The sequence below is a fragment of the Pseudomonas sp. MWU13-2862 genome (assembly GCF_023242495.1).
Lineage (GTDB): Bacteria > Pseudomonadota > Gammaproteobacteria > Pseudomonadales > Pseudomonadaceae > Aquipseudomonas > Aquipseudomonas gingeri_D.
Genome location: NZ_JALMEZ010000015.1, coordinates 1 through 25,002 on the forward strand (window position 1 = coordinate 1; position 25,002 = coordinate 25,002).

At 62.4% G+C, this 25,002-nt stretch carries 17 protein-coding genes and 1 rRNA gene; 10 read left to right on the forward strand and 8 right to left on the reverse strand.

Going from position 1 to position 25,002, the window contains the following annotated elements:
• Nucleotides 1–59 precede the first annotated feature (59 nt).
• Both rrf and M5C56_RS24625 read left to right on the forward strand, forming a co-directional pair.
• Nucleotides 60–175 (forward strand): 5S ribosomal RNA (rrf, locus tag M5C56_RS24620).
• A gap of 230 nt (nucleotides 176–405) precedes the next feature.
• Entirely contained in the window at nucleotides 406–2,286 is a 1,881-nt protein-coding gene (locus M5C56_RS24625; RefSeq protein WP_103499820.1) for a methyl-accepting chemotaxis protein, read from the forward strand.
• A 173-nt stretch (nucleotides 2,287–2,459) separates the two neighbouring features.
• Here the strand turns inward: M5C56_RS24625 and M5C56_RS24630 are convergent, their stop codons facing one another.
• From M5C56_RS24630 to M5C56_RS24650, 5 genes are all read right to left on the reverse strand, one after another.
• Nucleotides 2,460–2,927: an SRPBCC family protein gene (locus M5C56_RS24630; RefSeq protein WP_103499530.1), complete on the reverse strand. Its 468-nt coding sequence runs from the start codon at nucleotides 2,925–2,927 to the stop codon at nucleotides 2,460–2,462.
• A gap of 28 nt (nucleotides 2,928–2,955) precedes the next feature.
• Nucleotides 2,956–6,399, reverse strand: coding sequence for an amino acid adenylation domain-containing protein (locus M5C56_RS24635; protein WP_103499531.1), 3,444 nt, complete (start codon nucleotides 6,397–6,399; stop codon nucleotides 2,956–2,958).
• A gap of 14 nt (nucleotides 6,400–6,413) precedes the next feature.
• Entirely contained in the window at nucleotides 6,414–7,343 is a 930-nt protein-coding gene (locus M5C56_RS24640; RefSeq protein WP_103499532.1) for a diiron oxygenase, read from the reverse strand.
• Complete coding sequence (locus M5C56_RS24645; RefSeq protein WP_103499533.1) at nucleotides 7,340–8,119, reverse strand: DUF3050 domain-containing protein; 780 nt, start codon at nucleotides 8,117–8,119, stop codon at nucleotides 7,340–7,342. Before M5C56_RS24645 ends, M5C56_RS24640 begins: the two co-directional genes overlap by 4 nt.
• Before the next feature lie 869 nt (nucleotides 8,120–8,988).
• Nucleotides 8,989–9,678: a GntR family transcriptional regulator gene (locus tag M5C56_RS24650; RefSeq protein ID WP_103499534.1), complete on the reverse strand. Its 690-nt coding sequence runs from the start codon at nucleotides 9,676–9,678 to the stop codon at nucleotides 8,989–8,991.
• Between the two features lie 523 nt (nucleotides 9,679–10,201).
• On the opposite strand from M5C56_RS24650, the gene M5C56_RS24655 reads away from it, so the two are divergent.
• The 5 genes from M5C56_RS24655 (at nucleotide 10,202) to M5C56_RS24675 (ending at nucleotide 16,742) form a co-directional block, all read left to right on the forward strand.
• Entirely contained in the window at nucleotides 10,202–11,098 is an 897-nt protein-coding gene (locus M5C56_RS24655) for a TauD/TfdA family dioxygenase (protein ID WP_103499535.1), read from the forward strand.
• Nucleotides 11,099–11,123: 25 nt separating this feature from the next.
• Nucleotides 11,124–12,161 (forward strand): ABC transporter substrate-binding protein, encoded by a 1,038-nt coding sequence (locus M5C56_RS24660; RefSeq protein WP_103499536.1) that lies wholly within the window; start codon nucleotides 11,124–11,126, stop codon nucleotides 12,159–12,161.
• A gap of 5 nt (nucleotides 12,162–12,166) precedes the next feature.
• Complete coding sequence (locus M5C56_RS24665; protein WP_103499537.1) at nucleotides 12,167–13,021, forward strand: ABC transporter ATP-binding protein; 855 nt, start codon at nucleotides 12,167–12,169, stop codon at nucleotides 13,019–13,021.
• 19 nt (nucleotides 13,022–13,040) lie between these two features.
• The gene (locus M5C56_RS24670; RefSeq protein WP_103499538.1) at nucleotides 13,041–13,913 is read left to right on the forward strand and encodes an ABC transporter permease; all 873 of its coding nucleotides are present in this window, start codon (nucleotides 13,041–13,043) and stop codon (nucleotides 13,911–13,913) included.
• Between the two features lie 282 nt (nucleotides 13,914–14,195).
• Nucleotides 14,196–16,742 carry an EAL domain-containing protein gene (locus M5C56_RS24675; RefSeq protein ID WP_103499539.1) on the forward strand — a complete coding sequence of 849 codons (2,547 nt, stop codon included), beginning with the start codon at nucleotides 14,196–14,198 and terminating at the stop codon, nucleotides 16,740–16,742.
• Nucleotides 16,743–16,930: 188 nt separating this feature from the next.
• Here M5C56_RS24675 and M5C56_RS24680 read toward each other — a convergent pair whose 3' ends face one another.
• From M5C56_RS24680 to M5C56_RS24690, 3 genes are all read right to left on the reverse strand, one after another.
• Nucleotides 16,931–17,311, reverse strand: coding sequence for a hypothetical protein (locus tag M5C56_RS24680; RefSeq protein ID WP_103498481.1), 381 nt, complete (start codon nucleotides 17,309–17,311; stop codon nucleotides 16,931–16,933).
• A 337-nt stretch (nucleotides 17,312–17,648) separates the two neighbouring features.
• A complete protein-coding gene (locus M5C56_RS24685; protein ID WP_103498482.1) occupies nucleotides 17,649–18,362 on the reverse strand; it encodes a DUF3142 domain-containing protein in 714 nt (237 codons plus the stop codon).
• Between the two features lie 6 nt (nucleotides 18,363–18,368).
• Nucleotides 18,369–20,546: an outer membrane assembly lipoprotein YfiO gene (locus M5C56_RS24690; RefSeq protein ID WP_103498483.1), complete on the reverse strand. Its 2,178-nt coding sequence runs from the start codon at nucleotides 20,544–20,546 to the stop codon at nucleotides 18,369–18,371.
• Between the two features lie 225 nt (nucleotides 20,547–20,771).
• Between M5C56_RS24690 and M5C56_RS24695 the strand changes: the two genes are divergently transcribed.
• The 3 genes from M5C56_RS24695 to M5C56_RS24705 are packed head-to-tail and all read left to right on the forward strand — an operon-like array spanning nucleotide 20,772 to nucleotide 24,975.
• The gene (locus tag M5C56_RS24695; protein WP_103498484.1) at nucleotides 20,772–21,560 is read left to right on the forward strand and encodes an efflux RND transporter periplasmic adaptor subunit; all 789 of its coding nucleotides are present in this window, start codon (nucleotides 20,772–20,774) and stop codon (nucleotides 21,558–21,560) included.
• Nucleotides 21,557–22,879, forward strand: coding sequence for an HlyD family efflux transporter periplasmic adaptor subunit (locus M5C56_RS24700; protein WP_103498485.1), 1,323 nt, complete (start codon nucleotides 21,557–21,559; stop codon nucleotides 22,877–22,879). Before M5C56_RS24695 ends, M5C56_RS24700 begins: the two co-directional genes overlap by 4 nt.
• On the forward strand, nucleotides 22,879–24,975 hold the full coding sequence (locus M5C56_RS24705; RefSeq protein WP_103498486.1) for a biotin/lipoyl-binding protein: 2,097 nt from the start codon (nucleotides 22,879–22,881) through the stop codon (nucleotides 24,973–24,975). The genes M5C56_RS24700 and M5C56_RS24705 overlap by 1 nt, the downstream gene beginning before the upstream one ends.
• Nucleotides 24,976–25,002 lie beyond the last annotated feature (27 nt).

Below are 25,002 nucleotides of genomic sequence, written 5' to 3' on the forward strand. Positions count from 1 at the left end.
AGTAGAAGTTCCCGATTTTGCTGACACGCCCTCCGGTGGCGGGTCTGGCCACAGAATTTCTTGACGACCATAGAGCATTGGAACCACCTGATCCCATCCCGAACTCAGCAGTGAAACGATGCATCGCCGATGGTAGTGTGGGGTTTCCCCATGTGAGAGTAGGTCATCGTCAAGATTGAATTCCGAAACCCCCGTCTGCTCACGCAGACGGGGGTTTTGTTTTGGGCGTGCAAAAAATCCTCCAGACATTTCCTGAAATGAGCTAAGTTTTCATCCCATGGTGCCGACAGTATGGTGAATGATGCGTGCACCAAAGTGGAGCAGTCATAGAACGCTGCCTGCGCCCCCCAACGAGTGTTGCACCCGCACGCATCCCCATTTTCGGCATAATAAGAAGTCCATGAAATGAATCTGAAATTCAGCCATAAAATCCTTTTGGCCGCCTCTGGTGTCGTGGTTCTCGCCTTTGCGCTGTTCACGTTCTACAACGACTATCTACAGCGCAGTACCATCCGGCAGAATCTCGAGTCCTCCGTCCAGCAAGCCGGTGACCTGACCGCCAGCAGCGTGCAGAACTGGTTGGGCGGGCGGATCCTGGTACTGGAGAACCTGGCGCAGAACCTGGCCCATCAGGGCAGCAAGGCCGATTACCCGGGCCTGGTCGATCAACCGGCATTGACCTCCAACTTCCAGTTCACCTATGTCGGTCAGACCGATGGCACCTTCACCCAGCGTCCTGACGCGAAGATGCCCGACGGCTACGATCCACGTCAGCGCCCCTGGTACAAATCCGCTGTCGTGGCGGACAAGACCATGCTCACTCCGCCCTATATGGCCTCGGTCGGCGGGTTGGTGGTGACCATCGCCCTGCCGGTGAAGAGCAACGGGCAATTGCTCGGTGTGGTGGGGGGTGACCTGAGCCTGGAGACCCTGGTGAAGATCATCAACTCGGTGGACTTCGGCGGGATTGGCCAGGCCTTCCTGGTCAGCGGCGACGGGCAGGTAATCGTCAGCCCGGACAAAGACCAGGTGATGAAGAACCTCAAGGACCTCTACCCGAACTCCGGGCTGCGGATTACCAAGGGCATCCAGGAAGTCACCCTGAACAACCAGGAACGGATTATCTCGTTCACACCGGTGGTGGGCCTGCCTTCGGCGGACTGGTATATCGGTCTGTCCATCGACCGGGACAAGGCCTACGCGCCACTGAGCAAGTTCCGGACTTCGGCGTTGATCGCGATGTTGATTGCCGTGGTGGCGATCGCGGTGCTGCTGACCCTGTTGATCCAGTTCCTGATGCGTCCGTTGACCACCATGGGTCGTGCGATGCAGGACATCGCCCAGGGCGAGGGCGACCTGACCCGCCGCCTGAGCATCGAGAACCGGGACGAGTTCGGCGAACTCGCCGGTTCCTTCAACCAGTTCGTCGAGCGCATCCACGCCTCCATCAGTGAAGTGTCCTCGGCCACGCGCCAGGTGCACGACCTGTCCCAGCGGGTGATGAACTCCTCGAATGCCTCGATCATCGGTTCCGATGAGCAGAGCGCACGGACCAACAGCGTGGCGGCGGCCATCAACGAGCTGGGGGCGGCCACCCAGGAGATCGCCCGCAACGCCGCCGATGCTTCGCAACACGCCAGTGGCGCCAGCGAGCAGGCGGACGACGGGCGTCAGGTGGTGGAAAAAACCATCCTGGCGATGACCGAGCTGTCGCAGAAGATCAGCCTGTCCTGCACCCAGATCGAAACGCTGAACGCCAGCACCGATAACATCGGGCACATTCTTGATGTGATCAAGGGCATCTCCCAGCAGACCAACCTGCTGGCCCTCAACGCGGCGATTGAAGCGGCGCGGGCGGGCGAAGCGGGACGCGGGTTTGCCGTGGTGGCCGATGAGGTGCGTAACCTGGCCCACCGGACCCAGGAATCGGCGGAGGAAATCCACAAGATGATCACCTCGCTGCAGGTCGGTTCGCGGGAAGCGGTGACGACCATGAACGCCAGCCAGGTGTCCAGCGAAGAGAGCGTTGAAGTCGCCAACCAGGCCGGTGCCCGTCTGGTCAGCGTGACCCAGCGGATTACCGAGATCGACGGGATGAACCAGTCGGTGGCGGCCGCGACCGAGGAGCAGACCGCGGTGGTGGAAACCCTCAACGTCGATATCAACCAGATCAACCTGCTGAACCAGCAAGGTGTGGCCAACCTGAATGAAACCTTGAAGGATTGCGATGCCTTGGCGCAGCAGGCCGGACGGTTGAAGCAGTTGGTGGACAGTTTCAGGATCTGATAGCCGGGCTTGTCTACGAGGCTTTTGGCGGTCTTGAGGCCGCCTTCGCGGGCAAGCCCTGCTCCTACAGGTTTATGTCGTACACGAAATCTGTGATTGACGCTGTACTGTAGGAGCAGGGCTTGCCCGCGAAGAGTCCCTCAAGGACACCTACTACGCGCTATCAGAACCTATCAGGCCAACAACGTCCGCACATTGTTCATCGCATCATCGGCAAACCCCTGAACAAAACTGCGGAACCCCGGCAGCGCCTCCTCACCACCACTGGCCGGTTCGGCAATGATGGTCCAGGTTGCGCGGCTGCGGTCCGCATCCAGCGCCTCGACCGTCATCGACGCCCACAGCTGACCAACCCCCAGGGTGTTGTAGATCGTCGTCCAGGTCATCCGCCGTGCCTGCTCGTCCCGCGAGTTGAGCTGCTCGACCACCAGGTTACCGTCCTTGAAGAACTTCTTGCGCAGCGAGCCGACGCCTTCGCCGGTGATCTCGATGCGCTCCAGCGCCGTGATAAACGCCGCAAAGCCACCGAAATCGCCGACCACGGCCCAGACCGTAGCGGCGTCGCGGGCCACTTCCACCGATGAAATCACCGGGCTGCCTTGTGGATTGCGGATCAGGCTATCGGGTTGCAGGTTATTCATGATGTAACTCCTTGTGGGTGGGGGTGAATCAGATGAATTGAATCTGTTTGAGGTAGTCGCAGCCCTTGCGCAGCAGCGCCGGGGTCTTGGCCGGGTATTGCTCGCCCATCTCGCGCACGGCTGCGGCGGCATGGGCATGGCCGATGGCCGAGATGTCGCCGATGTCCTCTTCGAAACCGTTGAGGTAGAAACCGAGGACTTCGAACAGCGCATTGTTGCTGTCGACCCGGTGTAACTGGCGCTGCCAGTCGGCGACACTGACCAGCTGGAAGTCATGGCCGGCTTCACGGAACGAGGCCATGTAGTCGGCCCAGCTCAGGGGTTGCGGGTTATGCAGGTTGAACACCCCGTGGGCGCTGGTACGTCGGCCGTGCACGGCGATGAAGCGGGCGAGGAAGTCCACCGGCATCAGGTCGAAATTGAGCTCCAGGGCGGGCACCTGGCCCAACTGCAGCGAGCCCTTGAGCATCAGCATCAATCGGTTCTTGTGGGGTTGGCTGACCCCGGTGCGGCTGTTGAAGCTGATATTGCCGGGCCGGTAGAGGTTGACCCAGGCGCCTTGCTCGCGGGCCCGTTGCAGGATCCGCTCGCCGACCCACTTGCTCAGGTTGTAGCCGTTGCGGATATAGATCGGCGGTGTCTGGGCCGCCGGTTGCTCGAGCACCCGACCCTCGGCATCGGTACTGCTGGAGGCCGACAGCGTCGAGATGAAGTTGAAGATCTTCTTGCTGCGCCCCTCGCACAGGCGCAGGCATTCGAACAGCGGATCGACGTTATCGGGTGCCAGCGACTCGTAGTCGAGTACGTGGTTGACGTTGGCCGCGTTGTGCACCAGGGCGCCGAACTCGCGATCGATCCGTTCATAGACCGCCGGGGCGAGTCCCAACAGAGGACGGGTCAGGTCGGCGGCATGGACCCGCACCCGGCTCAGATCCAGGTGCTCCAGGCGGTTTTCCCGCAGGGCCCGGGCAAAGCGCTCGGCCGCCGGTTCCGCGGCGCTGTCGCGGACCAGGCAGGCGACCTCGACGGCCCCGCCGGCCAGCAGCGCTTCGACCAGATGCACGCCGACAAAACTGTTGGCGCCGGTCACCACCACCTTGTTCACATCACCGGTGCGATCAGCGGGCAATACGTTGAGTCCCAGTTCCCGCTCGACATCGATCAGGATCTGCTCGCTCAGGGCCTGGCTGGTGGCGGCGCCACCGACCAGCATCGCCAGGCGGCACAGGGTCGGTTCCTCGATAAAGCGGTTGATGGAGATACCCCGGCCATACTGCTCGCGAATACCCAGCAGCATTTTCGACAACAGGATCGAGTGGCCGCCCAGGTTGAAGAAGCTCTCGTCGGTGGAGATATCTTCGACAGGCAGTTCCAGCAGCTCGGCCCAGAGTTCCAGCAGGCGACTTTCGTCCGCCGTGGCGGGTAACCGGCGGCGGCTGTTTTCGGGCGTCTCCACCGGCAGCTTGAGCAACGCCCCGCGGTCGATCTTGCCGTTGCTGGCCGAAGGCAGGCTGGCCAGCTCGGTGTAGACGGTCGGTTGCATATAGTCCGGCAAGTAGCGCTCGGCATGCTGCCTGAGGGCGTCCTGGCCGCCGGCAGACTGCGGCTGGCTCATAAAGGCCAGCACCCGCCGCCGGGGATCGATGACCACCGCGATCTGGCGGTACAGCCGGCTGTCGCGCAGGCACTGCTCGATCTCCTCCGGCTCGACCCGGAAGCCGCGAATCTTCACCTGGTTGTCCCGGCGCCCGCACAGCTCGATGCCTTCGCCGGTCCACTTGGCCATGTCGCCGGTGCGGTAGGCACGCAGGCTTTCGCCCTGGCCCAGCGCCAGTTGCAGGTAACTGTCCGCCGTCTTGTCGGGATTGTTCAGGTAACCGAGGCCGACCCCGGGGCCGGCGATATACAACTCGCCGACGGTCTGCTCGGCGACTGGCTGGCGCTGTTCGTCGAGAATCAGCACCTGGCTGTTGGCGATGGCCTGGCCCAGGCTGCGATTGCCGGAGCCGGGCTGGAAGCGCCTGGCGGTGACCAGCACGGTGGTCTCGGTAGGGCCGTAGAGATTATAGAAATGGCACTGGGTCGAGAGCTTCTCGATGACATCCGGTTCGCACACGTCACCGCCGGTCATCACATGGCTCAGGCCCAGGGGCGTGTCCAGCGGCAGGATACTCAGCAGTGCCGGCGGCAGGAAGGCATGGCTGAGCCGTTGCCCGCGAATCAGCGCCAACAGTTGCAAGGGATCGCGACGCTGGTCTTCAGTCGGCACCACCAGCGCCGCGCCGCTGACCAGGGTCGGGAAGATGTCGATCAGCGACGAGTCGAAACTCAAGGTGGAGAACTGCAGCACCCGACTGGTTTCGCTGAGCTGCACATAGTCGGCATACCAGGCGGTGAAGTGGCTGAGGTTGTGCTGGCTGAGCAGCACGCCCTTGGGCTGTCCGGTGGTGCCCGAGGTATAGAGCGCCAGGCAGGGTGCCTGGGGGGCGCGTGCCTGGCGCACCAGGGGCTGATCAGTCGGTTTTTGCGCCAGGCCACGGACATCCAGGGCCGGCAGCTGTTCGGCCAGGGAAGATTGTCCGTCATGCAGCAGCAGGCTGGCGCCGGCATCCTTGAGAACGAACAGTTGGCGTTGCAGCGGGTGGCCCGGGTCCAGCGGCAGATACACCGCGCCGGCCCCGAGAATCGCCAGGATGCTGGCATACAGCGCGGGGCTCTTGTGCTGGCAGAGCCCGATCACCGGCGGTTCGGTGAACGGTCCCAGGGCATCGAGCCGGGCCAGCAGACTTTGCTGGATCGTCCGGCTCAGGTCGTGCAGTTCCCGGTAGGTCAGCGACACCCCGTCCAGGGTCAGCGCGGGGCGTTCGGCGAAACGCAGCAGGCTGCTTTCGATATGCTCGATGACCGACACCTGGGCCAGGGCCAGCAACTCGGGGCGGGCGGTCTGGTTGAGACGGTGTTCGAAAGCCAGCGTCTCAAGCCTGCGCAGATCCTGTTCCGGGTGCTCCGACGCCGATGGCAACGTGGCGGCCTCGGCAAAGTAATCGGCGTCACGGGAATAGCGGCTGACCTGCAAGGCCACCCGCTCCACCAATGCCTGGACTGCGGCGAGGCGTAGCGCCTGGCCGTTTCCGGAGCCGTCCTGATCAACCCCCAGGCGCTGGATCAGGCGGCTCCCGTCCTCCTCGACCAGCCGGCAAAGCAGGCTGAGTGCGGGCAGGCCCTGGGGCGCCACGGGCCCTTGTTCCAGGCGCAGGGCCAGGTGAATGCAGGCGCCGAGGTCGCGCCGCCAACTGGTGTGCAGCACCAGGCTGCCATCTTCGATCAACAGATCCGCCGCGCCCGGCGGTTGTGCTTCGATGGCCTGTGCGTGACTCAGGCGTTGAATCGAATGACCGTGCTGTTCCAGCTCGCGGAGCAATTCATCCAGCGCCTGGCTGCTACCGACGAGCAAAAGGGTGAGACGTCTCATGATGATCTCCTTGGCTAGATCAGGTAGTCGCTCAAGGCGTCCTGAACACAGGGCGAATCGAGCAGCGAGCTGTTGCGCAGAAAGCGCACGATATTGATCACCAGCGGATGGTGGCGATTGATCGGATACGCCAGCCCCAATGCCTCGCGCCTGAGTTCCTGGCGAATCGCCTCGCTCACCGGCAGGTGCTCGATCACGCGGAAGTCGAAGGCTTTCTGGATGTCGTTGGTCAGGTAATGGACGATGAACACCGGCAGGATCTGCGCGATCAGGTCGCGGTCGTCCTCACTCGCGGTCTGCCAGTAGATCCGCACCAGGCGCGTCCAGAACCCGGCATGCCGGCCTTCGTCGAGCAGGTGGTCGGCCATCAGGCCCTTGATCGAGGGTTTGATCGTGTCGTCCTTGGCAAAGGCCGCGACATCGTTGGTCACGGTGTTTTCCGAGATCGCCACGCAGATCAGCTCCATGGCCGCTTGCAGGTGCTCGGGGGCCATCCCCATGGCCGCCGGGATCGCCCGGCTCAGTTCGATTTCCTCGGGCAGCTCAAGGGGCTCGATGCCGGTCATGGCCACGGTCTGCTGCATGAAGTCCATGGCCACCAGGGCGTGATAATCCTCGTCCACCACCACGGTCATGGCGTCATAACGACAGGCGAACGGAAAGCGGATCGGGAAGCGCCCCTTGGCAATGCTGCGGGCGGTGCGGTCGACGATATCGGTCTCGAAAATCACCACGTCATTGATGAATTTGTAGAGGCTCTGCAGCAGCACGAAATCCCGCTGCTCCGGACACAGGGTGAGGAAACTCTCGCTGCTGACCAGGGGCTGGCGGCTCAGGGGATAGATCAGCCGATCGTCGTCCTCGAGCAGGCGCCGTGGGCGGGTGCGGATGCTGGCGCGGCTTTCCCAGGCATCGGCGAAGGAGGTGTAGTCGACGGCGTTCATGAGAGGGCCACCTCGACGGCGCGTTCGCTCAGGCTCAGTTGCAAGCCGTCCCACAGCGCCAGGCGGCTGTCCACGGCGGCCAGGGCGGCGCTGTAGATCTCCGCCTCGCGTTGCGGCTGACCGCCCACCAGGCGTTCGAGCAAGTGTTCGGCCGCCGGCCCGTGGTCCTCGGAGTCGACATCGATATGCCGTTGCAGGTAGTAGCGCAACGTCGGGGCCTGGGCGTGATCGATGCCCCACTCATCGAGAATCCGCTGGAACATCTGCGGGATGACACTTTCCCGGCCGTGCAGAAAGGCCGCGGCCACCTGATGCGCCGAGGCGTGGAGGGCGATATCGAGGGTGTTTCTGACAAAGCCGATCACCATCGGCGCGGCGTTCACCGTGCGCAGCGCGGTGTCGACCGTCACGCCTTCACGCAGCAGTTCGATGAAGTGCTCGATGGCGGCGGTGCTGGCGCCCACCTCGCGCATGGCTTCCAGATACAACTCGAAGTGGCTGCAATGGCCGGGGCCTTCGCGTTGGTCCGATTCCTCGCCAAGGACAATTTCATTGATCAGGCGTGCGGCCTGGGGGTCCCTGGGCGGCAGCCAGGGCAAAGTGGTACAGGTCAGTTCCTGTTGCAAGCGCTTGGTCAACGACATGAAGTCCCAGACCGCAAAGACATGGACTTCCATGAACCGTCGAAGGAGTGAAAGTGAATGAATCTCACTGAATACAGGGTGTTGGGTCAGTTGTTCTTTACGGGCGTCGAGAAGGTGCTTTAGTGCGCTCATTAATATTCACCACGTGTCTGCGAAGTTGAAGGGGCTGTGACAGGTTGCACGGTGTTTTCTATACGGTATGGCGGTGTCACGGTGTTGCATTGGCTAACGGGCGGACGAACAGAGTCCTCAATAAGAAATTGAAAGTATCGAGAGGAATCACGGCGTATTTAACGTACGCCAAAGTGTCATCGTGCAAGCGTTTTGAGCGTATTTTGTTTGGTGTTGCCGGGCGCCTATGTCTAGGCTGGCTAAGGCCTTGGCGACAGGGGTTGCCCGAAAGCCATTAAAAATTAATACAAATAATCAGCGCGGATCAAGTTATTTTTAGAACAATTGTAAGTGGCACTTTTTAATAGATGAGTGTCCCCGATAACACTGGCGATGCCGTGTTTTTAGGGGTGAGAGTGCCCCTTCCGAATAATAACGATCAGAATTTAAATGAATGATGGAATGCCTCATTCAACTGGCTCTCAATGGGATGGATTAATAGTTTGATAGGCGTGGCCGAGACACGGCTGATCCGTACTTCCGGCGCGTGGAAGTGCTCCTTGGTTGAGTGATGTAATCCGAAAGTTGCATGCGCAGAGCCGTACATCGCTCGTCAATTGATTATCGGTGAGCAAGCCTGTGCCCAAACGGACAGTTCTGCTATCGCCGGAAGAGGCGAAACCTGTCCGAAGCGGTGAATAGATAGGGTCATCCCGCGTGGCAGGGCGTGCGCCCACGACCTTTTTCACAAATCATGGAAAACAGCTGATGGCAGCTTGTCGGCGGTGTTGTTATCGCTCACCGACAACCCGTCTCATCAGCCTGTGGGCTGCCATGCACATCGATAGAACAGCAGACCCCGGGCCCAACAGGCGTATCGGCTCAGGGGGTCAAGACCGGGCCTGGGCCAGATAACGCAGAATCACTTCAATGCCGCGTTGCAGGTGGTGTCGCAGATTCTCCACGCACACCTCGATCTCGCCGGCCCGAGCAGCGCTGAGAAGGGCGCGATGGTCATCCTGGGAGAGTTTGCCCAGCCCCATGGCGGACAGGTTGAAACGCAGGAAGCGTTCTTCTTCCACCAGGCCCTGCTCGATCAGCTTCAACAGTTTGTGATTGGGGGCCTTGCTGTAGAGCCCCATGTGGAACAGGCGGTTGAGCCGTCCGACCTGGGTATAGTCCTGTTCGGTTTCCAGCAGATCGATATAGGCCTCGATCTGCTTGAAGTCGTTGTCATCGAGCAGGGGCACCGACAGGCGCAGGGCCTCGGTCTCCAGGAGGATCCGCAAGTCGTAGGCTTCGATGGAATTATCGACGATCAAAGGGGCAACCACGGCCCCCTTGTGATGCACCACATTCAGGAGTTCCTGGGCTTCGAGCTGGCGCAGGGCTTCACGCACGGGCATGCGGCTGACGCCGAACAGCGTCGCCAGTTCCTGTTGGCGCAAGGCCAGGCCACAGGGAAGACGCCCGTCCAGGATGGCGTTGCGCAAGGTCTCCTCAATCACCGCCCGGGCCAGATGGGCGGGTATGGGTCCATTGACGTGAACGCTGTTCAAGGGATTCGGTTTTTCCGCCACGCGACTACTCTGTTTTGAACAAGGTTGAAGGGTGATCCGATGGCACACTAGAAGCTGCCCGGGTGCTTGTCAAACCGTCCATTCTCTGCACCTGAGGCACGCGATAACGGATGATTGCATGGTGCCATTCTCTTTCACCAGCCCTCACTGAAACTATCAATCGATTCCCAAGTGGCTGTAGGGACTCGCCCTCTTGGCGATGCGTATTGCTTCCCGCGGCTCCAGTGTTTTGCACAAGGTTCCAGAACCCGGGTTTTCAAGGTATCCGGATGTGTCGGAGAGGTCCTCGGGGCACGTGAAAAAATCATCGCCTCTCACCGGCTCGGCGCCGGGGCGCTTATGAAAAAGGCCCTATTGATATTCCTTAATAGTATTTAAGTTATCTCTCTTATATCTATATCGTCATATTTCTGCGTGCTCACCGACCCTTGGGTGGGCCGTATGAACTGAACCCACACGCGACCCGCGTGAGTGTCTGATCACCAAGTGCACCTCTGAGCGTGCCCTGCGCAGGAGTCCTTCCATGTCCCTGGCTTCTTCCGTTTCGACCACCGCTGATGCCCCGGCACAGCACTTCGACGTCCGCCCCTTTGATGGATCGGTGGGCGCTGAAATCGTCGGCCTCGACTTGAGCCAGGCGCTCAATGCCGAGGACTTTGCGCGCATTCACCGTGCACACCTGGATCACTATGTGGTGGTGTTCCGCGACCAGCGCATCAGTCCCGAACAGCAGATCGCCTTCAGCCGCCGGTTTGGCGTGTTGCAGATTCATGTGCTCAAGCAATTCCTGCTGGCCGGGCACCCGGAGATCCTGATCGTTTCCAACATCGTCGAAAACGGCCAGAACATCGGCCTGGGCGATGCGGGCAAGTTCTGGCATTCCGATCTCTCCTATAAGGAGCTGCCGAGCCTCGGTTCGATGCTGCACGCCCAGGAGCTGCCATCCGAAGGCGGCGACACCCTGTTTGCCGACCAGCACAAGGCCTGGGACAGCTTGCCCGAGGCCCTGCGCAAGGCGATCGAAGGCCGTTCGGCGGCGCACTCCTACACGGCGCGTTACAGCGAGACCAAATTCGAAGGCAACTGGCGGCCGACCCTGACCCCTGAACAACTGGCCCAGGTCGCCGAGGTGGTGCATCCCATCGTGCGTACCCACCCGGAAACCGGGCGCAAGGGGTTGTTCGTCAGCGAGGGTTTCACCACGCGGATTGTCGGCCTGCCGGAAGACGAAAGTCGCCAGCTGCTGAGCGAGCTGTATGCCCACAGCGTGTTGCCGGAAAACATCTACCGCCATCAGTGGCAGCCCCACGACCTGGTGTTCTGGGATAACCGTTCGCTGGTGCACCTGGCCGCCGGTTGCCCGAGTGACCTGCGGCGCAAGCTCTACCGCACCACCATCCAGGGCGATGCCCCGTTCTGATCCGATCGCTTCAAGGAGCATCCCCATGCCTGCACCCTTTGCGCTGTGGCCGAAACTCGGCCGTCTCACCACCTCCCTCGGCCTCGGCTTGAGCCTGTTGGCCGGCAGCCTGCTGGCGCCTGCCACGGCCCAGGCCGAGGGCGAGATCCGCGTCGCCGAACAGTTCGGCATCGTCTATCTGTTGCTCAACGTGGTCCGCGACCAGCACCTGATCGAGAAATACGGCAAGGCCGAAGGCATCGATATCAAGGTCGACTGGACCCAGCTGTCCGGCGGCGCGGCGATCAATGACGCGCTGCTTTCCGGCTCGGTGGATATCGCCGGTGCGGGTGTCGGGCCCTTGCTGACCATCTGGGATCGCACCTACGGCAAGCAGAACGTCAAGGCGGTCGCTTCCCTGGGCAACTTTCCCTACTACCTGGTGAGCAACAACCCGAAGGTCAAGACCATCGCCGACTTCACCGACCAGGACCGCATCGCCTTGCCGGCGGTTGGCGTTTCCGTGCAGTCGCGCTTCCTGCAATATGCCGCGGCCAAGCAGTGGGGCGACAAGGAATTCAATCGCCTGGACAAATACACCGTCGCCGTCCCGCATCCCGACGCCACGGCGGCGCTGATCGCCGGCGGCACCGAATTGACCGGGCACTTCTCCAACCCGCCGTTCCAGGAACAGGCGCTGGAAAACCCCAACGTGCATGTGGTGCTCAACAGCTACGACCTGCTCGGGCCGAACTCGCCGACGGTGTTGTTCGCCACGGAGAAATTCCGCAACGACAACCCGAAAACCTACAAGGCTTTCGTTGACGCCCTGGCCGAAGCGGCCGAGTTCGCGCAGAAGGACAAAGGCGCGGCGGCGGACACCTACCTGCGGGTGACCAAGGCCAAGATCGACCGTGCGGCGCTGCTGAAAATCATCGACAACCCGCAGTTCGAATTCAGCGTGACGCCGAAGAACACCTACCCCCTGGCCGAGTTCCTCTATCGTGTGGGCGCCATCAAGCACAAGCCGGAATCGTGGAAGGACTACTTCTTCGAGGACGCCAAACTGTTGCAGGGGAGCTGACCGACATGAATGCCCCCTTGCAAGGCCACACGGCCAGCAACCCGAGCGTCGCCACCCCGGCGTTGCTGGCGGTCGACCAGGTCAGCCTGGAGTACCGCACGCCGGCGCGGGTGGTGCGGGCGACGCATCAGGTCAGTTTTGAAGTCGACCGCGAAGATCGTTTTGTGCTGCTCGGGCCTTCGGGCTGTGGCAAGTCGACCTTGCTCAAGGCGGTGGCCGGGTTTCTCCGGCCCTGTGAAGGCGAGATCCGCCTGCAAGGCCAGGCCGTCACCGAGCCGGGCCCGGACCGTATCGTGGTGTTCCAGGAATTCGACCAGTTGCCGCCCTGGAAAACCGTCAAGCAGAACGTGATGTTTCCGCTGCTGGCGTCCGGCACCCTCAAGCGTCGGGAGGCGGAGGAGCGGGCGCTGCATTATCTGGAGAAGGTCGGGTTGTCGGCCTTTGCCGATGCCTATCCGCACACCTTGTCCGGCGGTATGAAAGCCCGGGTGGCGATTGCCCGGGCCCTGGCGATGCAACCCAAAGTCCTGCTGATGGACGAGCCCTTCGCCGCCCTCGACGCCTTGACCCGGCGCAAGATGCAGGAGGAGTTGCTGCAGCTCTGGGAGGAGGTGCGCTTCACCCTGCTGTTCGTCACCCACTCGATTGAAGAGGCGCTGGTGGTGGGCAACCGCATTCTGCTGTTGTCACCCCATCCGGGTCGGGTACGGGCGGAGATCCACAGCCATCAGTACAACCTGCACAGCCTGGGCGGCGTCGAGTTCCAGGCGTCGGCGCGACGGATCCACCGGCTGCTGTTCGACGAAACCCCGCAGGCTGAAACCGAACTGGATTTCGCCGATATCCGCATCGCCTATTGAGCGGCTGGAGGAATGCCCGATGAGTCTTTCATCCCCTGTGCGTGAAGAATATGAAGTGGTCCTGGAGCCGTTGCTCGAGGTCCCGCTGGAGCGCGAACTGCCTCTGGGGCAACGGTTGTGGCAACAGGGCTGGTTACGCAAGAGCCTGATCCTGATCTTGCTGGCGGTGCTTTGGGAGGCCGCGGCGCGGTATCAGAACAACGATCTGTTGCTGCCGAGTTTTCTGCAGACGACGAGTGCGTTGTACGACGGCCTGATCAGTGGTGAGTTGCTGAGCAAGGTCGGGATTTCCCTGGTGGTGCTGCTCAAGGGCTATGTGCTGGGGATCGTCCTGGCGTTCGCCTTGACCACATTGGCGGTGTCGACCCAGTTCGGGCGGGATCTGCTGAGTACCCTGACTTCGATGTTCAACCCGTTGCCGGCGATTGCGTTGCTGCCGCTGGCGTTGCTCTGGTTCGGGCTGGGGCAGAACAGTTTGATTTTCGTGCTGGTGCACTCGGTGCTCTGGGCGCTGGCGCTCAATACCTATGCCGGGTTTCTCGGAGTGTCGGAGACCTTGCGCATGGCGGGGCGCAATTATGGTTTGAAGGGTTTGCGTTTTGTGCTGTTCATCCTGATTCCGGCGGCATTGCCGTCGATTCTCGCCGGGTTGAAGATTGGTTGGGCGTTTGCCTGGCGCACCTTGATCGCGGCCGAATTGGTGTTCGGCGCCACCAGCGGCAAGGGCGGGTTGGGCTGGTACATCTTCCAGAACCGCAACGAGCTCTACACCGACAAGGTATTCGCTGGCCTGGCGGTGGTGATCCTGATCGGCCTGCTGGTGGAGAACCTGGTGTTCGACACCCTGGAGCGAATCACGGTGAAGCGTTGGGGGATGCAGCGCTATAGCTAATGAGAATGCTTTTGAGAACGCCTACGTCGCGGGGTCGCGACGAAGATATTACATCTGTCCTTTGGGGTTCTTTGATGCGGGTCAATAGTCCGATGATCGGATGGAGGCATATTGATATTAGTGTTTACATGACGACCTTACTACTGTCGCGCATCGATAGGGAGGGCCATTCAACCCCCCTCCGATCTCTGCAAGAGTGGGGCGGCGATCAACAAAGTCCTGAAGCACCGGGAGGGAGCCCGACACTGTGTTTGTCTTCCTTCCCGTGAGTGGGCTACCGCCATGCCTGACATTCAGGATCTTTCCCAGGTTTTCATCCAGACCCTAGAGCAGAGCATCGACAGTGTTGTGGTCATTGATAGCCAGAACAGGGTCATCCTGTTCAACGCTGCCGCCGAAGCCTTGTGGGGGTACAGCCGGGAGGAGGTGATCGGGCAGAACGTCAGTATCCTGGTGCCACAGTTGATCCGTGCGGAGCACGACGGCTACATCGATGCCAATCGTCGCAGCGGCCTCAACAAGATCGTCGGCACCAGTCGCGACGTGCTGATCGAGCGCAAAGACGGCGCCCGGCGTTGGGGGGCGATGTCCATCTCCAAGGTCAAGAGCGACGGCCAGTTGATGTACACCGCCTTCATCAAGGACATCACGGTCCAGCATGAAGAGCGCGAACGCCTGTATCTACTGTCACTGGTGGTCGACAGCACCGAAAACGCAATCATCGTCACGGATGCCCAATGGCAGATCCGCTACGTCAACGGTGGGTTCACCGAGATGTTCGGCTATGACGAAGCCGCCGTGGTGGGACGAACGCCCATCAGCCTGATTGCCCCCTATTTCGAGGTGGGAGATATCGCCGCCATCCGTGCTCAGTTGGGGCGCGGTGAGGCATATCACTCACAGGAATTCGGTTATCGCCATGATGGCCGTCGTGTCTGGTGCAATGTCACTACCTATCCGGTGCTCGATAGCCTCGGTCACCTGACCCATACCGTCAGCGTGCTGATTGACGTGACTCATTCGCGAATGCCGGAAGTCCTGCGGCACAAAGTGCTCGAAGCGATGGTTCGAGAGGAATCACTGGCGGCCTTGATGATGTTGGTCTGCCGTGAAGTCGAGCGGATTGCCCCTGACGTGATTGCTTCGATTCTGCGGGTGGACGAAGGGGGCACCTTGCACCCCCTGGCCGCCCCCAGCTTGCCTGAACATTACTCCAATGCGCTGGATGGCTTGCGCATCGGGCCGCAAGTGGGGTCTTGCGGTACGGCGGCGTTCAGCGGTGAGCCGGTGGTTGTGGCGGACATTGCTCATCACCCGTTCTGGGAAGGTTTTCGCGACAAGGTGATTCCGTTGGGGCTCAAGGCCTGTTGGTCGACGCCGATCAAATCCAGTTCTGGCCGGGTGCTCGGGACCTTCGCGTTCTACTACCGGGAGAGGCGCGAGCCGAGCCCGCTGGATCAACTGCTGGTGAATGCCACGATCCACCTCTGCGCGCTGGCCCTGGAGCGCGAAGAGTCCCGCGCGCATATTCGTCAGTTGGCGTTTTACGATGACCTGACCGGGCTGCCCAATCGCAATATGCTGCACGCCAAGGCCGACCAGGCGATTGCCGATTCGGTGCGGAGCAAGAGCAGCCTGGCCGTGGTCTTCATTGACCTGGACCGCTTCAAGCAGGTCAACGACTCCCTTGGGCATGCGGCGGGCGATGAGTTCCTGTGCATGATCGCCCGGCGTTTGCAGGAGCGGCGACGCAAGCAGGATATTGTCTGTCGGCTGTCCGGCGATGAGTTTGTGCTGGTATTGCCGCAATGCTCGCTGGAGCAAGTGACCGATCTTCTCGTCAGTCTCAAAAGCTGCCTGAGCGTCCCGTGCCAGATCGCCGGTGTGACCCTCAAGCCGTCCGCCAGCATTGGCGTCAGTATGTTTCCCGAGGATGGCCGGACCATGGAGGTCCTGCTGCAACGGGCCGACATTGCCATGTACCAGGCCAAGACCAGCGCACGGGGCAGCGTCAGTTTCTTCAGTCACGGGCTGGATCAGATGGCCAAGGGGCGGCTGAGCCTGGAAACCGCTCTGCGTGAGGCGATTGATCGCAAACAGCTGCATCTGGTGTATCAGCCGCAGGTCGATCTCAACCATCAGGACCTGTGCGGCATCGAGGCCTTGGCGCGTTGGAATCATCCGCAATTCGGCGAGGTATCACCCTGCACGTTCATTCCCATGGCCGAGGAGTGCGGCCTGATCGGCGAGTTCGGCCAATGGTCGGTGCGTGAGGCTTGTCGGCAGCTGGCGAGCTGGCGTCGTCAGCACCTGAAAGTGCCGAGCATTTCGGTGAATCTCTCGCCGACCAATTTCCACAACCGTGATCTGCCACGTTTTATCAGTCGGGCCTTGTCGCAGAACGGACTGGTGGCGGCGGACCTGACGGTGGAGATCACCGAGAGTGTGTTGATGGACAACAACCCGGATACCTTGTGCACGATCGATGAGATTCATGCCCTTGGGGTCCGTCTGGCCATGGATGACTTCGGCACGGGCTATTCGAGTTTGAGCTACCTGCGGCGCTTGCCGATCCAGGAGCTCAAGCTCGATCGCAGTTTTGTCCACGACCTGGAAACCGACGAGACCAGCCAGGCCCTGAGCGAGGCTGTGATTCGTATCGGCGAGAGCCTGGAGTTGCGGGTGGTGGCCGAGGGGGTGGAAACCCTGGCCCAGCAAAGGATTCTCCAGGCCCAGGGCTATGAGGTGGCGCAGGGGTTTCTGATTTCAAAGCCGATGCGGGCGGCCGAGCTGGGTGCCTGGCTGGAGAGTTTTCGGCTGAATGCCTGAGGTCCTGTCGTCGACATCACTCGGCAGGTGATGAACATCCGTTGATTTTGTGGCGCCTGTCCCGCCGTCTTCGCGGGCAAGCCCTGCTCCTACAGTTTCGCGTCGGTCACAGATTTTGCGTACGACACAAACCTGTAGGAGCAGGGCTTGCCCGCGAAGGCGGCGGAACAGGCGCCACAGACTTTGGATCAGCCCGCAGTCCCCATTGCCGACGTCTCATCAATCACCGAGTCCACCCACGACTGCGCCAACTCGATCAGATGCACCGTCCCCATCGCCAACTTGCGCTTCGCCCCGTCGAGTTGATCGGCGGACTCGTAAGCCGTGGCCGCCGCCGATTGCAGGATCGACAGCGCGTTGACCAACTTGTCTTCCACGCTGAGTGACGAGGGGATACGAGTGGGCGAGGGCGAGAAGGTTGGGTGAGGTCTGAGTGGGTCGTCGCTCAGCGGCAGCCCGTAGTGCGCAAAAGCGCGTTCGGCAGCGGCGTCGAAGTGATGTTTTTCAGTTTCTACACGACGTGACGCCGGGAAAATGATCGGCGGATCCGGTGTAAGTCTTTTATCCATGGTCCAGCTCCTACGTGATAAGTGGGAGCCCTCTTTCTGCCGTTTCCACACGGCGAAAAGGTGGCAGCTGTACACAGGGTGGAAAACCGGACCAGTAGGCAACCCGGCCAGACCGAAGTCTGCCTGCGCACAGCCGCCATAGAACACATTGCAGAGCAAAAAAAGCGCCGACAATGAGCTTGGTGGCGCTGACGCGCCTACTGGTAGGTTCAGGTTTCCACACCTGGATCGCTGATTTTGCAGCGATAGGACGAAGACTAGTGACCGCTTCCAGCAGGCGCAAGGCGAAAGGATTTTCTAGGAAACTTCAGGCAAGGGAAAGGGAATTGTCCGGTCGCTAAGGATTCTGGAGAAACACCACATACCCCCGAAACCACTCATTCCCCTTCAAATACCCCGGTGCCTGCCACTCGCCGCCCTGGATCAAACCGATCTTGAACGGCACGCCCAGCCGGTTCATCCGTGGCAGATACGCGGCGTAATCGGGAATGCTGTGCCGCCCCTGATACGTCTGCACCACCACCTCATCCACCACGCCCTTGAGTTGGGCGATGGCCGCCGGGTCGGCATTGCTGCTCCAGTCCATCAGCCCGGTGATGCTCAGGCGCAACTCCGCCGGCAGTCGCTGGCGCAGGTCGCGCAGAAAAGCGGCATATTCGTCGAGATAGCGGGTGCGGGCATCGAAGTCGATCTGGATGCCGACCACCGGATTGTCCGCCTGTTGCCAGCGTTTCACCTGGCCGAGCAACTGCTGATAGACCGACTCCGGCCAACGCAGGGTGTGGGCGCGATAGACTACCCAGACCTCGCCCCGGGTCAGGCGTGGAATGGCAATGCCCTGGGCGATAAAGTTGACCGTCCGCTGCGGCGAGCGCCGCGACTCGCTGACCTGGCCTTGCAGGATGTACAGGCTCTTGGCCCGGCTCAGCACCGGCTGCGGGGCGACGCCGCTCCACAGCCAGAAACTGTCGTAGTCCCGCGCATCGACCGCCGCCCGGGCATCGGCCAACGCCAGCAGCCCGGCCAGCAACAGCCAGCGCCAGCGACCCACGGCCACTTACCAGTAGTACTGCAGCGACTTGCCCCACTGGGTGCTGGCATAGCTGGTTTTAAGCTGTTTGAACCAGGCCTTGCGCTGCGCCGGTGTCACTTCTTTCCCGCCGCAACTGTTGTAGCCCGAGGGCGCATAGCAGTTGATCGCCCGGAACAGTGCGTAGGCCTTATCCGTGGCCGACGCCTTGGTATCGCCGATCACGCTCTGGTAACCGTCGAGCCGCGAGAAGGTGCTGCCCTTGAACAAGGACGCGGTCCCGCCCAGCTCATCCGAGCCGCGCTGTCTGTCCAGGGGCATGCCGTCCAGGCTGTTGCGCAGGATAAATTCGCCCAGGCAGTTCAGTGCCTGGGGCTGCTTCGCATCGGCTTGCAAGGTCGCCGCCGTCTCGCCAATGGTCGGGCAGGTATAACCGGACTCGGCCTTGGCGCCGCTCCAGCGGAACAGCTTGAGCGGCTGGCCGTCGCCGTAGGTGTAACCCAACGAGGTGCTCAACTTGGTATCCGATGGCTCGGCGGGCAACTGCTTGAGATCGGTGGCGAAGTCCGCGTAATGGCCCAGGCGCAGGTCCTTGTAGAGCAGCACGAACAGGGCTGTATCCCGCTCGGTGGAGGCTTCGCCTTGGGCGACCTGACGCAGCAGCCCGGCGTCGGCGATATGCCGCAACAGGATGGCACGCACCTGCGCGGTCTTGATCGGCGAGTCGGCGGCAAACACCTTGGCCACCTGCTGGTTGCGCTCGTAGTGATTGGCCAGGGCCAGTTCGACCTGCTCGCGTTGCAGTGGTTGGTGGACCTGCGGCAGCAGTTGCAGCCAGAGGGCTTCGGCACCGTTCACGTCCTGTTTTGCGTCCAGGGCCAGGCCGCGCAGCATCTGCTGGCTGAAGGCGAGGTAGTCGAGTTTCGCCGGGATCTCGGTCGGCAGGCTCTTGAGCGCCAGCTCCGGTTTTTTCGCGACATACAGTTGGAACGCCGCCTGCAAATAGTCATACAGCGCCGGTTGCGCGGCGAAGATCGGTTTCTGCCCCTGGAGGATTTCCAGGGTCAGCTTGGGCGTGGCGTTCTCGCCGTATCCGGGGCGCATGCCCATCAGGTCGTCGAGGGCCTGGAACAAGGGTTGCTCGACCTTGCCGCCGCCGAGCAGCATCTTGTTGTCGATCTCTTGCACCAGCTCGTCAGGCGTCACGTTGCGCTGTTCGGCCTTGGCCTGGCCCAGTTGCCAGAGGTATTCGGTCGCCTGTTTTTCGGCATTCCCCGCCAACCAGTAGACCCGGCGCAACAGGCCACGGGCGGAGGTCGCATAGAGGCCCTCGGGCCAGGTGACGAGGTAATGCTGGAAACCTTCTTCGGCCAGTTTCAGCTGGGCCGCGTCGGCCTCTTCCTTGGTCGGCATGCCGTCGCTGTCGAAGGTGTTCTGTTGCGCCAGGTTGAGGGCGGTGCGCGCCTGCATGTACTGCGCGGTTTCCTTCAGCCAGGGTTGCGGGCTTTCGCCCAGGCTGGCGAAGGCCTGGGCGGCGTCGGCGAAGCGTCCGCTATAGAAGCTGATGGCACCGTTCAGGTAGCTGGCAAATGCTTGGCCCTGGGCCGATTGCACGGCGGGCACCAGGCTTGCTTGCTGCGCCGGCTCCCAGGCGCAGGTGCCGAGCATCTGCACGCGAGCGCGGGCCAGGGCCTGGCGCTCGGGGTCGGGCAGTTCGCTGCTGCCCAGCAACTGGTTGATAAAGGTCGTGGCGCTGTCGGCGTCGTTGCTGCGGCAGCGGCCACCCTCGCCGGACAGCAGCGAACTGACGGCGGTGTCGGCGTTTTCGCGGGTGATACCGAGTTTTCCCAGGGCCTCATCCAGCGGGGCGGCGACGGGCTTGCCTGGTTCGGCACCGACGACCGGCTCAGAGGCGGCGTCGAGGCGGGTCGTGGCGAACGGTACCGGGCCGAAGCCCGCGCCCAGGTCGTCGTTGCTCAACGGGTTGGGCGCCAGGGGCAAAGCGCCCTGGTCGGCGAGCAACAGGCGCAGGTTGACCCGGCTGTCGTTGCCCGGGTTGAGGAAGGCGAGGTTACTGCAGCCGTCGAGGCTGTACTTGAGCATTGACCAACGCGGGTAGCAGGTGTCGTCGGAACTGGCCAAGACCTGTGAGCAGAAGCCGGCGCTCACCGCCAGGGCCAGAGATGTCAGAAGACCGATACGCATGAATTGTCCCTAATTCGTTAAACGAGCGGCAGCGAGGCCGGGAATGGCGCGAATAATACCGAAGCCGGGCCACAACACCTATGCTTGTACCCAGCACGGCGTTGCAGCCTGTGATCTGCCGCACATCGGCGACCGCCCGGTCGTTCGATAAACATAGTGGCAATTGGCTTGACGCTTGATACGGCTGCCGTAGACTCGCGATTGTCCGACAAGGAGTCCCTTAATATGTGGTGTTTGCGGTTGGGTGTGTTTGGGTTGTCCTGCATGGCGTGCCTGGCTCAGGCGCAGACGCCGGCCGAGACTGACCCGCTGTTGGATAACAATAATAATGCTGCAGCGACCCATGCCGTCGCCGCGAGCGAGGCCCGTGGCGTGTTGCGCGCCCGTGACCAGGCGATGCTCGCCAGCGAGCTGTCGGGGCGTATCGTCGAGTTACCGTTCAGTGAAGGTGAAACCTTCAAGCAGGGCGACACCCTGGCGCGGTTCGACTGCTCGGCCTATCAGGCCCAGCTCAATGCCGCCCAGGCCGCCAGCCGCGGTGCCAGTGAAGAGCTGGCCCACAATAAACAGTTGGCTTCGTTGAACTCCGTCGGCCGCTTCGAAGTGGCCCGCGCCGAGGCCAAGCTCGCCGAAACCCAGGCCCAGTCCCAGGTCTACCAGGTGCAGGTCAGGCGTTGCAGCGTGATTGCGCCCTATGACGGCCAGGTCGTGCAGCGCAAGGTCCAGCGCTATGAAAGCGTCTCGGCCGGGTCGCCGATGCTGGAGATCGTCGACAACCGTACCCTGGAAATCCACCTGCTGGTGCCGTCGCGCTGGATGGGCAAGCTCAAGGCCGGCCAGACTTTCAGTTTTGTCCCGGATGAAACCGGGCAGCCACTGACTGCCACCATCAAACGCCTGGGCGCGCGGATCGATGAAGGCAGCCAGACCCTGTTGCTGGTGGCCAGCCTGCCCAAGGCCGACGGCCTGTTGGCGGGCATGAGCGGCACCGCGCGCTTCGAGGCGCTGAAATGAACGCACCGGTAGCGGGTGCCGTGGAGCGGGTGTTCGCCCAGTTCCTCGACCTTGAACGCGTGACCCGCGCTGCCCGCACCACCGAACAGCTGGCTTATAGCCTGGTCAACGACGGCCAGGCGCTGTTTGGCTTTCGCCACGCTGCCCTGCTGATCGCCGGTAAGGTGCGGGCGGTCACCGGGGTCAGCTCGGTGGAACCGAATGCGCCGTTTGTCGCCTTCGTCGAACACGCCGTGGCGCAGATTTTCAAGCTGGAACGGGCCAAGCCGGCGACCGTGGTGCCGATGGACGCCTTCACCGCTTCGGTGCGCGAGGACTGGCAGAGCCTGTCGGCGCCCCAGGTGTTCTGGCTGCCGCTGCTCGATCACAAGGGCGAGGTCTTCGGCGGCCTCTGGCTGGCCCGCGACAATCCCTGGAGCCCTTCCGAGCAGGTGCTGCTGGCGCAATTGGGCGACACCTACAGCCATGCCTGGCTCGCCTTGCAGCCCCGCCGGCCATGGCGTTTGCGTTTCACCCGCAAGCGCCAGGCGTTGCTGGTGGTCCTGGCGCTGCTGAGCCTGTTGATTCCAGTGCGCCAGTCGGTGCTGGCGCCGGCGGAAGTCGTGCCGCTGGCCGGCCGGGTGGTGGCGGCCCCGCTGGATGGGGTGATCGCCGAATTCCTGGTCAAACCGAACCAGACAGTGAAAACCGGCGACCTGCTGGTACGTTTCGAAAGCACCACCCTCAAGGCCCAGGCCGATGTGGCCCAACGTGCCCTGGGCGTGGCCGAAGCCGAATTGAAGGCCAATGCCCAGCGCGCCTTTGCCGATGCAGAGTCGAGTTCGAAGATCGATTTACTGGCGGCGCGGGTCGAGCAGAAGCGCGCCGAACGCGATTACGCCGCCGAATTGCTCAAACGCAGCGAAGTGCGCGCCGAGCGTGACGGTATCGCGGTGTTCGCCGACGCCGAACGCTGGACCGGCAAGCCGGTGCAGACCGGTGAGCGGCTGATGGAAATCGCCGACCCGAGCCAGGCCGAACTGCGCATTGAACTGGCGGTCGGCGACGCCATTGCCCTGACGTCCGACGCCGAAGTCGCGTTGTTCCTCGACAGCGACCCCTTGCAGCGTTACTCGGCCAAGCTGGAGCGGGTGGCCTACGAGGCGCAATCGACCCCAGCCGGGCAGTTGGCCTATCGCCTGGATGCCAGCTTCACCGATACCCCGGTACCGCGTATCGGCTTGCGCGGCACGGCGAAACTCTTCGGCCAGCGCGCGCCGCTGGCCTTGTACCTGCTGCGCCGGCCCTTGGCCGGGCTGCGCCAGAGCGTCGGGCTGTAATGAACCTGCCCAGCCTGCGCGCGGATCTGCAGCTCACCGCGGCCGCCCCGGCGTTGGATGGCTCGCCGCGCTGGACCCTGGCCGACCCGGTGCGCGGGCGTTATTTCAAGCTCGGTGTCCAGGCCATGCGTTTGCTGCGGCATTGGTCGCTGGGTGATCCGACGCAGGTGCTGCAAGCGGCGAACCGCGAACCGGGCCTGCCCCTGGGCGACCCGGAGCTGGAGCAGTTGCTGGGCTTTTTGCGTTCCCATGACCTGATCGCCTCGCTGGACCCGCAACAGCGTGCCAGCTATGCCTGGAAAGCCGCCGCGTCGCGCCAGAGCCTGTGGCAGATGGCGCTGCATCAATATCTGTTTTTCCGCATTCCCCTGTGGCGCCCAGATGCCTTCCTCAATCGCGCCTGGCCCTGGCTGCAACGCTTCGGCCCGCGCCTGCTGCGCTACGGTTTGCCGGCCACCCTGGGGCTCGGGGTATTCCTGGTTTCGCGGGACTGGGAGCGTTTTCTCTCGACCTTCCCGCACCTGTTCAGCCTCGGCGGGGCCATGGCCTTTGGCATCGCGCTGTTCTTCGCCAAGCTCTGCCACGAGTTCGGCCATGCCTTCATGGCCAAGCGCGCGGGGTGTCGGGTGCAGAGCATGGGCGTGGCCTTCATGGTCATGCTGCCGCTGTTCTACACCGACGTCAGCGACGCCTGGCGGATCAACGACCGCAAGGCGCGATTATTGATCGGGGCCGGCGGGGTCATGGCCGAGATGCTGTTGGCCTGTATCGCCCTGCTGGCCTGGTCGCTGTTACCGGATGGGCCGGCGCGCACGGCGGCGTTCATGCTCGCCAGCGCCACCTGGCTGACCACCCTGGCGGTCAACCTCAACCCGTTCATGCGTTTCGATGGTTATTTTCTGCTCAGCGACTTCTGGGAAATCGACAACCTTCAGGGCCGGGCCTTTGCCCTGTGCCGCTGGCGCTTGCGCGAGGCCTTGTTCGGCTATGACGAGCCGGCCCCGGAACCCTGGCCGCCGGCCATGCGCCGACGCCTGCTGTGGTGGGGCTTCCTCTCCTGGTTGTGGCGCGCGGCACTGTTTTTCGGGATCGCCCTGGCGGTCTATCACCTCTTCTTCAAATTGCTGGGCATCTTCCTGATGATGGTGGAACTGGGTTGGTTCATCTTCCTGCCGATTTTCAAGGAGACCCGCGAATGGTGGTCGCGACGTGAGCAGGCGCATACCCCACGGGTGTTGCTCAGCGGCTTGTGTCTGCTGGCGCTGCTGTTACTGGTGGTGGTGCCCTGGCGCAGCAGCGTGGAAATACCGGTGATGCTGGAAGCCGGGCGGGTCACGGCCCTGCACGCGCCGGTTGCCGCGCGGGTCAAGCAGGTCAATGTGCATGATGGGCAGATGATCGAGGCGGGCACGGTGCTGGTGGAGCTGGAGTCGCCGGACGTCGACTCGCGCTTGATCATCGTGCGCCGTGAAATCGATATCCTCCAATTGCAGATGCGCCGCCAGGCCGGACGCAGCGAGACCGCGGCGGATGTCGGTATTCTCGAACAGCGGCTGGCGGAGGCCGTGGCCGAATACCGGGGGTTGCAGGCCCGTCGTGAGCGTTTGTTGCTCAAGGCACCCCAGGCCGGCCAGGTGCGCGACCTGATGCCGCAATTGGCGGTCGGGCGCTGGGTTTCGACCAAGGAGCCGCTGGCGCGGGTGGTCGAGGGTGGCACCCGTATGCGTGGTTATCTGGCCGAAGAGGACTTGTGGCGGGTTGCGCCGGGGGCGAAAGGGCGTTTTGTCGCGGATGACCCGATGCGCCCGGCCTGGCCGGTGGAGTTGCTGGACGTCGACGCCAACGGTGTGGCAGCCATCGACCAGGAGGCGCTGACCTCCGATCATCACGGCCCGATTGCCGTGCGCCGCGACGAAAACCGTCGTCCGGAGCCGGTGCAGGCGCAGTACGGCGCCCGCTTGCGGTTGCTCGAGGATATGCCGACGCCCAGCCATCCACTGCGCGGTGTAGCGGTGTTGCAGGGACGCAGTGAGTCACTGTTGGGCACGGCCTGGCGGCGCATGGCCGCCCTGGGCGTGCGGGAGAGTGGTTTCTAGTCAGTACAACGGTTCAGGGAGTACAAC